This is a genomic window from Stenotrophomonas sp. YJH_SMC_106-19, assembly GCF_059368375.1.
In genome coordinates, this window is the sequence record NZ_JCAFRQ010000004.1 from 260783 (window position 1) to 273408 (window position 12626).

At 68.0% G+C, this 12626-nt stretch carries 10 protein-coding genes; 2 read left to right on the plus strand and 8 right to left on the minus strand.

Annotation, left to right across the window (positions count from 1 at the left end; all coding sequences use genetic code 11):
- The first annotated feature begins 49 nt into the window (after positions 1–49).
- Positions 50–790 (plus strand): UDP-2,3-diacylglucosamine diphosphatase, encoded by a 741-nt coding sequence (gene lpxH / locus AC5P5M_RS13930; RefSeq protein ID WP_053519443.1) that lies wholly within the window; start codon positions 50–52, stop codon positions 788–790.
- 54 nt (positions 791–844) lie between these two features.
- Here lpxH and AC5P5M_RS13935 read toward each other — a convergent pair whose 3' ends face one another.
- Positions 845–2098 (minus strand): M12 family metallo-peptidase, encoded by a 1254-nt coding sequence (locus AC5P5M_RS13935; protein ID WP_053519444.1) that lies wholly within the window; start codon positions 2096–2098, stop codon positions 845–847.
- Between the two features lie 225 nt (positions 2099–2323).
- Between AC5P5M_RS13935 and AC5P5M_RS13940 the strand changes: the two genes are divergently transcribed.
- Positions 2324–3781 (plus strand): T6SS phospholipase effector Tle1-like catalytic domain-containing protein, encoded by a 1458-nt coding sequence (locus tag AC5P5M_RS13940; protein WP_495206043.1) that lies wholly within the window; start codon positions 2324–2326, stop codon positions 3779–3781.
- A 42-nt stretch (positions 3782–3823) separates the two neighbouring features.
- Here the strand turns inward: AC5P5M_RS13940 and AC5P5M_RS13945 are convergent, their stop codons facing one another.
- The 7 genes from AC5P5M_RS13945 to AC5P5M_RS13975 form a co-directional block, all read right to left on the minus strand.
- On the minus strand, positions 3824–4648 hold the full coding sequence (locus tag AC5P5M_RS13945) for a ferritin-like domain-containing protein (protein WP_262100145.1): 825 nt from the start codon (positions 4646–4648) through the stop codon (positions 3824–3826).
- A gap of 10 nt (positions 4649–4658) precedes the next feature.
- On the minus strand, positions 4659–6125 hold the full coding sequence (purF, locus tag AC5P5M_RS13950) for an amidophosphoribosyltransferase (RefSeq protein ID WP_065175938.1): 1467 nt from the start codon (positions 6123–6125) through the stop codon (positions 4659–4661).
- Positions 6126–6155: 30 nt separating this feature from the next.
- Entirely contained in the window at positions 6156–6917 is a 762-nt protein-coding gene (locus AC5P5M_RS13955) for a CvpA family protein (RefSeq protein WP_053519448.1), read from the minus strand.
- A gap of 43 nt (positions 6918–6960) precedes the next feature.
- The gene (locus AC5P5M_RS13960; RefSeq protein WP_253118863.1) at positions 6961–7971 is read right to left on the minus strand and encodes an SPOR domain-containing protein; all 1011 of its coding nucleotides are present in this window, start codon (positions 7969–7971) and stop codon (positions 6961–6963) included.
- Between the two features lie 81 nt (positions 7972–8052).
- Positions 8053–9324 (minus strand): bifunctional tetrahydrofolate synthase/dihydrofolate synthase, encoded by a 1272-nt coding sequence (folC, locus tag AC5P5M_RS13965; RefSeq protein WP_495206044.1) that lies wholly within the window; start codon positions 9322–9324, stop codon positions 8053–8055.
- A 45-nt stretch (positions 9325–9369) separates the two neighbouring features.
- Positions 9370–10014, minus strand: coding sequence for a histidine phosphatase family protein (locus AC5P5M_RS13970; RefSeq protein WP_053519451.1), 645 nt, complete (start codon positions 10012–10014; stop codon positions 9370–9372).
- A 193-nt stretch (positions 10015–10207) separates the two neighbouring features.
- Positions 10208–12370 carry a S46 family peptidase gene (locus AC5P5M_RS13975; protein ID WP_495206045.1) on the minus strand — a complete coding sequence of 721 codons (2163 nt, stop codon included), beginning with the start codon at positions 12368–12370 and terminating at the stop codon, positions 10208–10210.
- Between the last annotated feature and the right edge of the window lie 256 nt (positions 12371–12626).

Below are 12626 nucleotides of genomic sequence, written 5' to 3' on the forward strand. Positions count from 1 at the left end.
GGGCCACGGCCCGGCGCTACCGGTATCCGGGATGACCTAGAATGCAGGCATGACCACGCTGTTCATTTCCGACCTGCACCTGGACCCGAGCCGTCCGGAAATCACCGACCTGTTCCTGCGTTTCCTGCGCGAACAGGCGCCCGGCGCGGACGCGCTGTACATCCTGGGCGATCTGTTCGAGGCCTGGATCGGCGACGACACGCCCTCACCCGCCGCCGATGCGGTGGCGGACGCGTTGAGGACGCTCGCCGACAGCGGCGTGCCGGTGTACTTCATCCGCGGCAACCGCGATTTCCTGCTTGGCGAAGACTACGCACGCCGTGCCGGTCTGCGCATCCTGCCCGACCCGTGCGTGATCGAGCTGTACGGCCGTGCGGTGCTGCTGCAGCACGGCGATCTGCTGTGCACCGACGACATTCCCTACCAGCAGTTCCGCGCGCAGACGCGCGATCCGGCATTCCAGGCGCAGTTCCTCTCGCAACCGCTGGCCGCACGCATTGCCTTCGCACAGAAGGCCCGTGAAGCGAGCCAGGCACGGCAGTCGGAAATGAAACAGGGCGATCGCGCGCAGTTCGAGACAGTGACCGACGTGGCCCCGGCCGAAGTGGAGGCCACCTTCATCCGTCACGGCGTGGACACCATGATCCACGGCCACACTCACCGCCCTGCAATCCATGCGCTGCAGGCCGGCGGACGCAGCTGCACCCGCATCGTTCTGGGTGACTGGTACGAGCAGGGCTCGGTACTGCGCGTGACCCCACAGGGCTGGACGCTGGATTCGCTGACCTGAGGCCCGTCCATCCACGGCAGCGCACGACCCCGGGTCGTGCGCCCCGAGTACCGGTTACCGGAAGCCGGCGATGGTGTGCTTGGTATTGACCAGCACGCGCTGGTTGTCGGCGGTGCTGGCAGTGCCCATCGGGATGCCGTTGTAGCTTATGTTCGGATTGGACCAGTAATTCAGGCGCGGGCAGCTGCGGGTGCAGTTGTACGCCATGATGGTGCGCCAGCCGGTACCACTGGACGGCTCATAGCGATAGCCATGGCCATAGGCGTACGGCGACGTGCTCGGATCGTTGGCGAGATCGTGCCGCGCGCTCTGCAGGTGGCCGATCTCGTGGGCGAACGAGTAGTAGCCGGTCGCGCAATCCCAGTACACCGCCGCGAACGCGGTGGATGCGCTTGAGCCGATGCCCGAGGCCAGGCCGCAGTACGACGCGTTGTTGATCAGCAGCACGCCGACATCGGCCGTGTAGGTATTGCGGCTGCTGTGGATGCTGTCCATGTAGCCGTCGCTGGTGCCGCGGAAACGTGCCAGATCGGTATTGAAGTCGCCGGATTCGCTGTAACTGGTGGTCTCGTAGCGGGCCAGCTGCAGCGTCAGGCCGACATTGCTGTTGGTGTAGCCCTGGTTCGACTCGGCGACCGCCAGCTGCACCAGCGACTGCATGTTGCCGCCATAGGCGGCGACGGCGGCATTGGTGGCCACCACCAGTACGCGGATGGTCGCCGGCGTTCCCGAAGACGCCTGGGCAATGCCGATGCGGTCATCGGCCGGCAGCGGAATCTTCGGCAACTGGTTGTAGTCGGCCGGGTGGTCGGCCGGCATCCGCGATTCATCCACTTCCACCAGGACGTGGCGGTTGCCGAGCGGACGCAACCGGTAGAGTTTGCCGTCCTTGCGGATCGAGCCGGTCAGCGTGTCGCCGGAGCGGACCAGGATCACCGAATTGCCAGGGTCATCCTGTCCATTGGAGGTGGCCGCCTGCAGCCTGCCCGACGCGGAGCGGAGCTGGCCGTACCAGACAGAGCCGCCGTCGGGCAGCGTTTCGACCTTGCTGCGTACCGCCTGCACCCGCTGGCCAAGCAGCTCGAACTCCAGCTGCGGCTGCGCGGTGGCAGCGGCATCGACCCGCACCTCCTGCACGGCGGCCGTGGACGGCGTCGCCAGCAACCGGCCCAGCGCAGGTTCACTGCTTGCCGATGCACGACTGAGTACCGTCACCGGCTCGAACAACGGTGCAGCACCGGCGGCCGCAACCACCGACATTCCCAGCAACAGGCCACCCGCCGTCTTGCCAATCGATCTGGACATCATTTCGTCGCTCCTTGAATGAAGTGAACAGCAGTGATGCAGCACGACCCGTTGTGTCGGGTCCGGCCATCTGGCCTGCGCAGGTCGTGTGAATTCAATAGGCGGTGGGAATGAGAATCTGGATCTGTGATCGACCGCATCTGTGTTCAGTCAGGTCAACAGCGTCGCTACACTTCGCCAACACACCGCTTTCGCGCTACCGTGACGTAGCCACGACGGGGAATGCACATGGCACCAGCGCAGGACACCCATGACGATGCCGCCGTGCTGCGGATTGGTCTGTTCTTCGATGGCACCCGCAACAACGCGCACAACCTGGCGCGCGGACACGTCCAGGTACCGCAACCCCGCCCTGCCGTGCTGCGCGCCGACGATGATTCGACCTATCAGAGCCGGTTGACCAGCAGCTACGACAATGGCCTGACCAACGTCGCACGGCTGCACCGGTTGTATCCGGACAGCCGCCAGGAGACGCTGCCGTTCCCCTCGCTGGCCATCTACGTGGAAGGGGTGGGCACCCGCGATGATGCCGAAGACGATCTGCTGGGACTGGCCTTCGGCATCGGCGCCAGCGGTGTGCGTGCCAAGGTCGAGCGCGCGCTCAACGAGCTGTTGCCGGCAGCATTGACCAGCGTGTCCGCGCGCTGGCACAAGCCCGTGCAGGGCGTGCAGCTGGATCTGTTCGGATACTCGCGCGGGGCGGCGGCGGCGCGCGATGCCGCCAACCGCTTGCAGGCCTGGGATACGGCCCGCTGGCAGCAACTGCTGCAGGACGCGGGGCTGGTGTGCGCCGCCGGCTTCGCGCCGGCACGGCCGCTGCTGCGCTTCATCGGCCTGTTCGACACGGTCGTCGCCGTAAGCGGGGGAAGAGCCGATGAGCGACCACGCGTCGCCCTCGCCGCCGACATCGCCGGACGTGTCGTGCAGCTGGTCGCGCGCGACGAACATCGCCAGCACTACCCGCTCACGCGGGTGGCCGCAGCGCACATGGAGATCGCACTGCCCGGCGTGCACGCCAACATCGGCGGTGGCTACAACCAGACAGAGGAAGGACCGAAGCTGCTCAGTCGCCCACGCCGGCAGCAGCTGCGCCGGCCAGGCTTGGCCGACTACCAGGTCCCCCCGCTGGCACAGCTTCAGGCCACGACGGTGTACGCCGAGGCGCAGGCGGATGCCGAACGCTGGCGGCAGCAGCTCGGGCTGGGCGAAAAGGATGTGTGGGTCGATGTCTGGCACCAGTGGCAGCAGCAACGCCGCGCCGGCAGCCGCAGCGTGCTGCTGTCGCCGGTGTTGTACGTCACCGCGGCAGTGGTGCTGCGTCGGCGCATCGACTGGCGTTACCAGCTGGTGGCCCTGCAGGTGATGCAGCAGCAGGCCATCGCCGCCGGCGTACGCTGGCGCGCAGATGCCAACGCGGTTGCCGGCTGGGAACTGCCCGAAGCACTGCTGCCGATCGCGCGCCGGCTGATGGCCGGCCAGGCCCTCACCCCGGCCCAGGAAGCACTGCTGCGCAGGCGCTACCTGATGCAGTCGGCACACTGGAATTTCGACGCTCTGGGCGATACCGCGCTGACCTATGCGGCCGATGCCGGCGTGAGCGAGCTGCCGTATCGACCCGGTCCCGGCCTGTTCTACATCAACCGCCCCACCGTGGATGGCAAGCGGGTGGTGCTGCCGAACACATGAGACGCGCCCGCGCAGGGCGGGACTGGGCTCCCGCGTTGCCGGTCAGCCGGCCTGTTCGACCAGGTTGGCCAGTTCGTCGGCATCGAAGCCCGCCAGCAGGCGGGCTTCCAGGTTGAACGGACCATGCAGGTAACCGCCTGCGAACTCGACCAGCAGTGCCTTGAAGCGTGCGCGCGGTTCAACGCCGGCACGTTCGCAGTACCAGCGGTACCAGCGCGAACCTGCGGCGACGTGCGCCACTTCCTCGCGCAGGATGATCTCCAGCACATCCGCGGTCTCGCCATCGCCGACGTTGCGCAGCTTGTCGATCATGCCCGGTGTCACGTCCAGGCCACGCGCTTCCAGTACGCGGGGCACCAGCGCCATGCGTGCCAGGCCGTCATGTGCGGTCTTCTCGCACATCTCCCACAGGCCGTTATGCGCAGGGAAGTCGGCGTAGTCGTGGCCATGTGCCAGCAGGCGCTCACGCAACAGCATGAAATGCCGCGACTCGTCATCGGCACAACTGACCCAGTCGGCATGGAAGGCTGCGGGCAGGCCGCGGAAGCGATACACGGCATCCCAGGCCAGATCGATCGCATTGAGTTCGATGTGGGCGATGGCATGGATGAACGCGGCGCGCCCTTCCACGCCACCGAGGCCACGCCGCGGCACCTCGCGCGGATGGACCAGTACCAGGCGGTCCGGCCTGCCCGGCATCCGGATCGGCTCCGGTGGCGGCGCATCCACCGCCACCTTCAGCCGCCCCGCACGGAATGCCGCGGCATGGGCCTGGGTCAAGGCCACCTTGCGCAGCGGATCGGCTTCTGCAAGGCACTGCTGCGCGGCACGCAGCAGGTCGCCACCGACGTCGGCCACCTCGACCACGCCCTTGGCCTCAGGCGCGGCGCTTGTGCTTGGCGTCGTCCGAACGCAGCTGCTGGATGCGCTCGAAGTAGCCCGGTTCGATGCCGGTGGGATAGTGGCCGTTGAAGCAGGACGAGTCGAAGTTGCGCAGTGCGGGGTTGCCCTCGCTCACGGCCGCTTCCATGTCTTCCAGATCCTGGTAGATCAGCCAGTCGCAGCCCAGGTGGGCCTCGATTTCTTCAACGCTGCGGTTGTGCGCGACCAGTTCTTCGGCGGCCGGCATGTCGATGCCGTAGATGTTCGGGAAGCGCACCGGCGGCGCGGCACTGGCCAGGTAGACCTTGCGTGCGCCCGCATCACGGGCCATCTGCACGATCTGCTGGCTGGTGGTGCCACGCACGATCGAGTCGTCCACCAGCAGCACCACCCGGTTGCGGAACTCCAGGTGGATCGGGTTGAGCTTGCGCCGCACCGACTTCACCCGCTCACCCTGCCCCGGCATGATGAAGGTGCGGCCGATATAGCGGTTCTTGATGAAGCCTTCGCGGTACTTCACCCCGAGCACATTGGAGATTTCCAGCGCCGCATCGCGCGAGGTGTCCGGAATCGGGATGATGGTGTCGATGTCGTGGTCCGGGCGCAGGCGCAGGATCTTCTCGCCCAGCTTGATGCCCATGCGCATGCGCGCCTTGTGCACCGAGACATTGTCGATCATCGAATCCGGGCGGGCGAAGTACACGTACTCGAAGATGCACGGCGTATGCTCGGCCGGTTCGGCGCAGATTTCCGAGAACAGCTCGCCACGCGCGGTGATGACCAGCGCTTCGCCCGGCTGCACGTCGCGTACGCGCTGGAAGCCGAGCACGTCCAGTGCGGCCGATTCGGAAGCGACGATGTACTCGTCGCCCTCGGCATGGCTGCGCTTGCCCAGCACCAGCGGACGGATGCCATGCGGATCGCGGAAGGCAACCAGTCCCAGGCCCAGCACCACGCTGACCACCGCGTAGCCGCCCTTGCAGCGACGATGCACCCCGGCCACCGCGCGGATGGCGGCTTCCGGACTGAGCTGGCGCTGCTGTTCCAGTTCGTAGGCGAACACGTTCAGCAGCACTTCGCTGTCCGAATCGGTGTTGACGTTGCGGCGGTCCTGCTCGAACACCTGCTGGCGCAGAGCCTCGGTGTTGATGAGGTTGCCGTTGTGCGCCAGGGCGATGCCATACGGCGAATTGACGTAGAACGGTTGGGCCTCGTCCATGCCTTCCGAACCGGCCGTGGGATACCGCACGTGGGCGATACCGACGCTGCCCTCCAGGGTGGACATGGTGCGTGCGTCGAACACGTCGCGGACCAGGCCGTTGGCCTTCTGCACCCGCAGGCGGCTGCCGTTGGCGGTGGCGATGCCTGCCGCGTCCTGGCCGCGATGCTGGAGGACGGTCAAGCCGTCATACAACTGCCCGGCGACGTTCTGGTTGCCGACGATTCCGACGATGCCACACATGGTGCGAGGTCTCCGCTGGGCTGTGCCCAGTTACAAGGAAGGTGGCCGTGCCTGGCCTGGGGTCCCGCCCGCGGCAGGCGCGGGCCGGGCCGGACGCGCGGGCGCCGGCTCGATGTTGCTGGGCAGTGTGGGGGCCGGCCGGGGCTCCCGCTCCACGTCCACGGGCCGCGGCCATCCGCCGCCCGCCACTACCTCGTTGAGAACGCCATTATCGCCTGTCGGCGCCGGCTTGCCCAATACCTGCGAGGAGGTGGGGGCATTCTCGAGCAGGGGCAAGGGCAGTGCCCCCGGCAGCAGGCCGTCCAGCGGCAGCGCCTGTGGCAGCATGCCGTCCAGCTGCGGCAGCTGGGCCTGCATCCAGGCCACCGCCGGCTGCAGCAACGGCCGCACCTGCGACTGCTGCCATGCCGGCTCAGCCGGCAACGCGGTGAAACCGGCCAGCAGCAACAGCACGCTGGCGAAGAACAGGCCGCGGACCAGGCCCAGGGCACCGCCCAGCAGGCGATCCACGCCGCCCAGCAGGGTCAGTTTGATCGCTGCCTTCAGCAACAGCCCGACCAGCCCGACCGCCACCACGGTGAGCACGAACACCCCCAGATAGCCGGCCAGATAGTGACCCGTGCCGGGTGGCTGCGGCGCCGCCCACCAGTGCGATGCCTCGTTGCCGAAGGTGAACGCCATCCAGCCGGCCAGCAGCCAGGACACCAGCGCGACCACCGTGCCGACGAAACCGCGGATGAAGCCGAACAGCACCGACGCACCGATCAGCACGCCCAGCACGATGTCGATCACGCTGCCCGCTCCTGCCGACGACAGCGGCGGACAGCGCGCGTGATCACGGGTGCGGTCGGACCATGCCGGCCACGCCGACCTTGGCCGCCACCTGGGCCTTCAGCTGCTCGGCATCGGCGCGGTTGGCCACCGGCCCGACGCGCACGCGATGCAGGGTGCCCTTTTCGGTGCGGACCTGCTCGACGAAGGCACTGAATCCGGCAGCGCGCACCTTGTCGCGCAGCGCGTTGGCGTCGTTGGCCTGGCCGAACGCCCCCAGCTGGACCGCGAAACCAACACCGCCCGCCGCCGGCGCGGCCGGGGTTTGCGGTTGCGGCTTTGGCTCGGGCTTGGCGACCGGCTTCGTCGCCTCCGGCGTCGCCGTTGCCTTCGGTGCTTCAGGCTTGGCGACCGGCGTGCTGGGCGGCAGGCTCTCGCTGCGCACCGGGTTGCCCGTGGCCGACGGCGTGGACGCCGCCGCCGGGGTGCTGGCCGACGGTGCCGCCGGCGCCGGAGCAGCGGCGGCCGGTGCAGCCGCAGCTGCGGGCGCATCCAGCGTGATCACCTCGGCATGGACGTCGGAGCGGATCTTCACCGCCTGCAGGCGGGCCGCCTCGGCCTGGGCGCGATCGGCATACGGTCCGACGCGCACGCGCCACGCCTGCCGGCCGTTGATGGTCGCCGCCTCGGCAAAGCCCGGCAGCTGCGAACGCTTCAGATAGGCGATCACCGCATCGGCGTCGGCCTTGCTGCCATAGGCGCCGAATGTCACCGCATAGTTGCCGGCAGCCACCGCCGGCGAGGTGTCCACGGTCGGCGGCGTGGCGGGCGTGGCTGCGTCCTGCAGCGGTGCGGCCTGCCCACTCTGCAGGCCGGTGGCACCCCCGGCCGGGGCGACCAGCGGCAGCTCACGCGTCTCGAACTGGCCGTCGGCGGGCGCATTGGGCGCTGCGATCGGCACACTGGCGACGCCACTGTCCGGCGCCGGCCCCTTCACCAGCATCGGCAGGAAGATCACGGCGAGTGCCACCAGCACGATGGCACCAATCAATCGCTGTTTCAGAGGCGTATCCACGTGAGGCAGGCAACTGTCCGGGGGTTGCGGTCGATTATACGGGTGCCGGACCGGACGGCGTCGGCGTTGGCTGAACGTGGATCAGGGCGCGGGCTGCAACCACTGCAGGGCCGCAGCGGCCGTGTGGAACGAACCGAATACCAGCACGCGGTCGCCTGGCTGGGCCTGTGCCAGCACCTGCGTCAGTGCCTGCTCGACAGTGCCGGCCACCCGTGCGGTGACCGCAGCGGTGCCGTGCAGACGTGCCTGCAGCTGCTGCGCACTCTGTCCGCGCGGACCTTCCAGGCCGGCCAGCGTCCACTCGTCCACCACATCCTGCAGCGCCTGCACCACGCCTTCCGCATCCTTGTCCTGCAACGCGGCATAGACCGCCAGGGTCCGGCCCGGGACAGCTTCGGCCTTCAGCGCGCGTGCCAGCTGGCCAGCCGCCTGCGGGTTGTGACCCACATCGACCCGCACCTGCACGCCATCACGATCGAATGCCTGCAGGCGGCCGTTGATGCGGGCGGCGGCGATGCCAGCCGCCCACGCCGCGCGTGGCAGCGGCCGGTCCAGCGCGCGCAGCGCGGCAATGGCCGCACCCGCATTGGCCAGCTGGATCGGACCGGCCAGCGCGGGGGTCGGCAGTTCCATGCGCAGGCCGACATCGCGCCAGCGCCAGCGCTGGGCATCGATCGGCTCGTAGAAGTAGTCGCTGCCGCCGCGGATGGCGTTCGCGCCCAGCAGATAGGCCCGTGCCAGCACACTCGACGGCGGGTCGGTCTCGCCCAGGATCACCGGTTTCCAGCCGCGGATGATGCCGGCCTTTTCCGCACCGATCGCTTCACGGTCCTCGCCCAGCCACTCGGCATGGTCGATGTCCACCGTGGTGATCACGGCCACGTCGGCGTCGACGATGTTGACCGCATCCAGGCGCCCTCCCAGCCCGACTTCCAGTACCGCCAGGTCCAGCGCTGCCCCCGCGAACAGCTGCAGGGCGGCCAGCGTGCCGTACTCGAAGTAGGTCAGGGTGATGTCGCCACGCGCAGCTTCGACGGCGTTGAATGCCGCCACAAGAGCGGCATCCTCCGCATCCTGCCCATCGATGCGCACGCGTTCGTTGTAGCGCAGCAGGTGCGGCGACGTGTAGGCCCCCACCTTCCAGCCTGCAGCGCGGCCGATGGCCTCGATGAAGGCGACCGTGGAGCCCTTGCCGTTGGTCCCACCGACCACGATGGTGCGCTTGGCCGGCGCGCCCAGTCCCATCCTCGTGGCCACGGCGCGGACGCGCTCCAGGCCCATGTCGATCATCGCCGGGTGCTGGCGTTCAATGTAATCCAGCCATTCGGCCAGGGTGGTCGGCAGGTTCGTCACGGCAGCGGTTCCAGCAGAAGCAGGGTGGTTCGATGTGGACAGGGATCAGAGGGCGCGGTGCTTGGCTTCGCCGAAGAACGGGGTGTGGTGGGCGCAGTCGTTGAGGCGCACGACCTCCAGGCTCTCCAGGTCCGGACCTTCAAGCAGGTTCAACGTGGTCGGTGCCTGGCGGAAGGTCCACAGCCGCGACAGCGGCAGGCCCAGCACCCTGCACAGGATCACCCGGTTGACGGCATCGTGTGCGACCACCAGCAGCGTGTCGTGCTCCCCGAGGCCCTCGCTGGCGCGTGCCAGGCCGCGCCAGCTGCGCTCGAGCACCAGACGCAGCGACTCGCCGCCCGGCATCAGCACGGTATCGGGTTCCTCACGCCACGCCTTCAACCGCGACGGGTCCTTCTCGTTGATCTCGCTGGCCAGCAGGCCTTCCCACTCGCCATGGGCGATTTCCTGCAGATCCGGTTCGGTCTGCAGCGTGCCGGCACGGTCGGCGCCGAGGGCCAGCTGGGCGGTGCGCTGGGCGCGCGACAGCGGCGAGGCCACCGCACGGGTGATGTCCACGGATGCCAGGCGGGCGCCCAGCGCCTGGGCCTGGGCTTCGCCGATGGGCGAAAGCGGGATGTCGATCTGGCCCTGGTAGCGGCCTTCGGCGTTCCACGGGGTTTCGCCGTGGCGGGCAAGCAGGATGCGCATGCGTGCAAGGAGTCCTGGGGGGAGGAGAGGGCCGCGTTTCGTTCACATCCTGTGAAGTACGCGGAACAGGGATGATACCTGTTCGGCGCATCGCACCGGTCGGGACATGAAAAAACCCCGCGACGGGGATCGCGGGGTTTCGGGATTGCAGACGGATTCCGCCGGGCATGGCCCGGCGGCGCCAGCATGAACCTTACTGCGCCAGGTTCAATTCCTTCAGCAGCTGCGGCGCGGGGGCCACTTCCTGCATGATCCACTGCATGTAGCGGCTGTCCACCGCGATCATGCGGGTCATCACCGGGTCGAATACCCAGTTGGAGCTGACCGATTCCCAGTTGCCGTCGAAGGCCAGGCCGACCAGCTTGCCGTGCGCATCGAGCACCGGCGAACCGGAGTTGCCACCGGTGATGTCCAGGTTGGACAGGAAGTTCACCGGCACCGAGCCGATCCGCTTGTCCTCCAGGCCGCCATACCGCTTGGCCTTGACCGCATCCAGCAGTGCCTTCGGCGAGTCGAACGGATCGACGCCGGTTTCCTTCGCCGCAACGCCTTCCAGCGTGGTGAACGGGGTGTACTGGACACCGTCCTTGGCATAGCCCATGACATTGCCGAAGGTGATGCGCAGCGACAGGTTGGCATCGGGGTAGACGAACTCGCCCTTGCTCTTCTTGTAGTCCGCCACCGCCTGCAGGTACAGCGGACGGGCCGTCAGCGATTCACCTTCGCGGATCTTCCTCTGTTCTTCCTGCTTCAGCAGGGCCGGCATCACGGCCACGGCGTACTGGATGGCCGGATCGGTGCTAGCCTCGAAGGCAGCACGGTCGGCCTTGAACCACTTCAGGCGTGCATTGAGGCTGCCCAGCCCGGTGCCGGCCAGCTTCTTCACCAGGCCGTTGACGGCCCCGGCATCGCTGCCGCCCAGCCACTGGTTGAGAACCTCGTTGTTGCGCTGTGCCGCCGGCAGCGCGACGTACTGGTCCAGCCAGTACTGCTGCAGCTGCTGATCCATGCTGGCGACGTAGCGACGGTCCATCTGGCGCAGATTGCCTTCCAGGGTCGGCAGATCGCGCTCCTGGTAACCGGCTTCACGCTCGGCGTCCGGCTTGGCGCGTTCGATCGACAGGCGGTACAGCGACAGCGCGGCGCCCACGGCCGAGGTGTTGTTGAACTGGCCGACGAACAGATCGCGCTCGCGGGTACTCTTGCTGGTATCCAGGTGCTTGAGCAGCTGGGCGTGTGCGGCCAGGGCCGGCTTGCCGGCTGCGCCCTGCTGCTTCAGCCAGGCCAGCACGGCGGCCTCTTCGGCCCGCTTCTGCCCGGCCGCGTCGATGCGCTTGAAGCCTTCCAGCTGGCCGACGTAGTTCTTGGCCACGTTGTTCATGCTGGCCGCCGTGTTGGCGTACTTGACCTTGACGTCGGCGTCGGCCTTGCCGGCCTTGTCGATCAGCGCCAGCACTTCGTTGTAATGGCGGGCGATGGTCGGGTAGGTGAACTCGGCGGTTTCATTGAATTCGCCGGCCAGCGCATAGCGGTTGGTGCGGCCCGGGTAGCCGGCCACCATCACGAAGTCGTCCGCGCCCAGCGGCTGGTCGGCGAACTTCAGGAAGTGCTTCGGCTGGTACGGCACATTGTCGGCCGAGAACGCGGCCGGCTTGCCATCCTTGCCCACGTAGGCGCGATAGAACGAGAAGTCGCCGGTGTGGCGCGGCCACATCCAGTTGTCGACGTCGCCGCCGAACTTGCCGACGCTGCCCGGGGGCGCATAGACCAGGCGCACGTCCTTGATTTCCATGTTGCGGAACAGGCGGTAGGTATTGCCGCCGGAGAAGCTGTACAGACGGCAGCGGAAACCGGCGTCGGCTTCACAGGCGGCGGTCTGGGCCTTGTCGAACGCTTCCAGCGCACGGGTGCGGGCCAGCGGGTCCTTGCCGGCGGCGGCAATGGCGGCCTTGGCCTGGTCGGTGACGTCGGTGATCCGGTCCAGCACGAACACGCGGGCGTTGGGACCGGCGCTGAGTTCGTCCTTCAGGGTCGGCGCGTTGAAACCGTCCTTGATCAGGTTCTTCTCGGCGGTGGAGTTGAGCTGGATCGCGCCGTAGGCACAATGGTGGTTGGTGACCACCAGGCCCTGCGGGGAAACGAAGCTGGCGGTGCAGCCGCCCAGCGCCACCACCGCGCCCATCGGGTCGCCGGTCAGGTCGGACAGCTGTTCCGGCGACAGTTTCAGGCCGGCCTTCTGCAGCGGGCCGGCGATCTCCGGCAGCTGCTGCGGTACCCACATGCCTTCGGCGGCATGGGCGACCTGGACCAGCCCAAGGCTGGCGACGACGGAGAATGCAAGCAGGTTCGAGCGCATGGAGCGGCCCTTGGTAGTGGAACCTTCGATTGTAGCCCGCCCCCCTGCCCTGTCCCGAACCCCGGAAGTCATGGCCCCTGGCCCGCCGGGCATGGCCCAGCGCTACCCGCACGATTTCCCGATGGCGCGGGACCATGCCCCGCGAGCGCGAGCCGCCCGATTTCCCGGCAGCGCCGGGCCATGCCCGGCGAGCACGCCGGTCGCGTTCGAAACGCCCGCCGGCGCACGCCTTTCGTTCCGCCAGCGCGCCCGCAGC

Excerpts from the sequence above, each read along its gene's own strand:
- AC5P5M_RS13935 (WP_053519444.1), bottom strand. The coding sequence starts at position 2,098 with ATGATGTCCAGATCGATTGGCAAGACGGCGGGTGGCCTGTTGCTGGGA.
- lpxH (WP_053519443.1), top strand. The coding sequence starts at position 50 with ATGACCACGCTGTTCATTTCCGACCTGCACCTGGACCCGAGCCGTCCG.
- AC5P5M_RS13975 (WP_495206045.1), bottom strand. The coding sequence starts at position 12,370 with ATGCGCTCGAACCTGCTTGCATTCTCCGTCGTCGCCAGCCTTGGGCTG.
- AC5P5M_RS13940 (WP_495206043.1), top strand. The coding sequence starts at position 2,324 with ATGGCACCAGCGCAGGACACCCATGACGATGCCGCCGTGCTGCGGATT.
- AC5P5M_RS13970 (WP_053519451.1), bottom strand. The coding sequence starts at position 10,014 with ATGCGCATCCTGCTTGCCCGCCACGGCGAAACCCCGTGGAACGCCGAA.
- purF (WP_065175938.1), bottom strand. The coding sequence starts at position 6,125 with ATGTGTGGCATCGTCGGAATCGTCGGCAACCAGAACGTCGCCGGGCAG.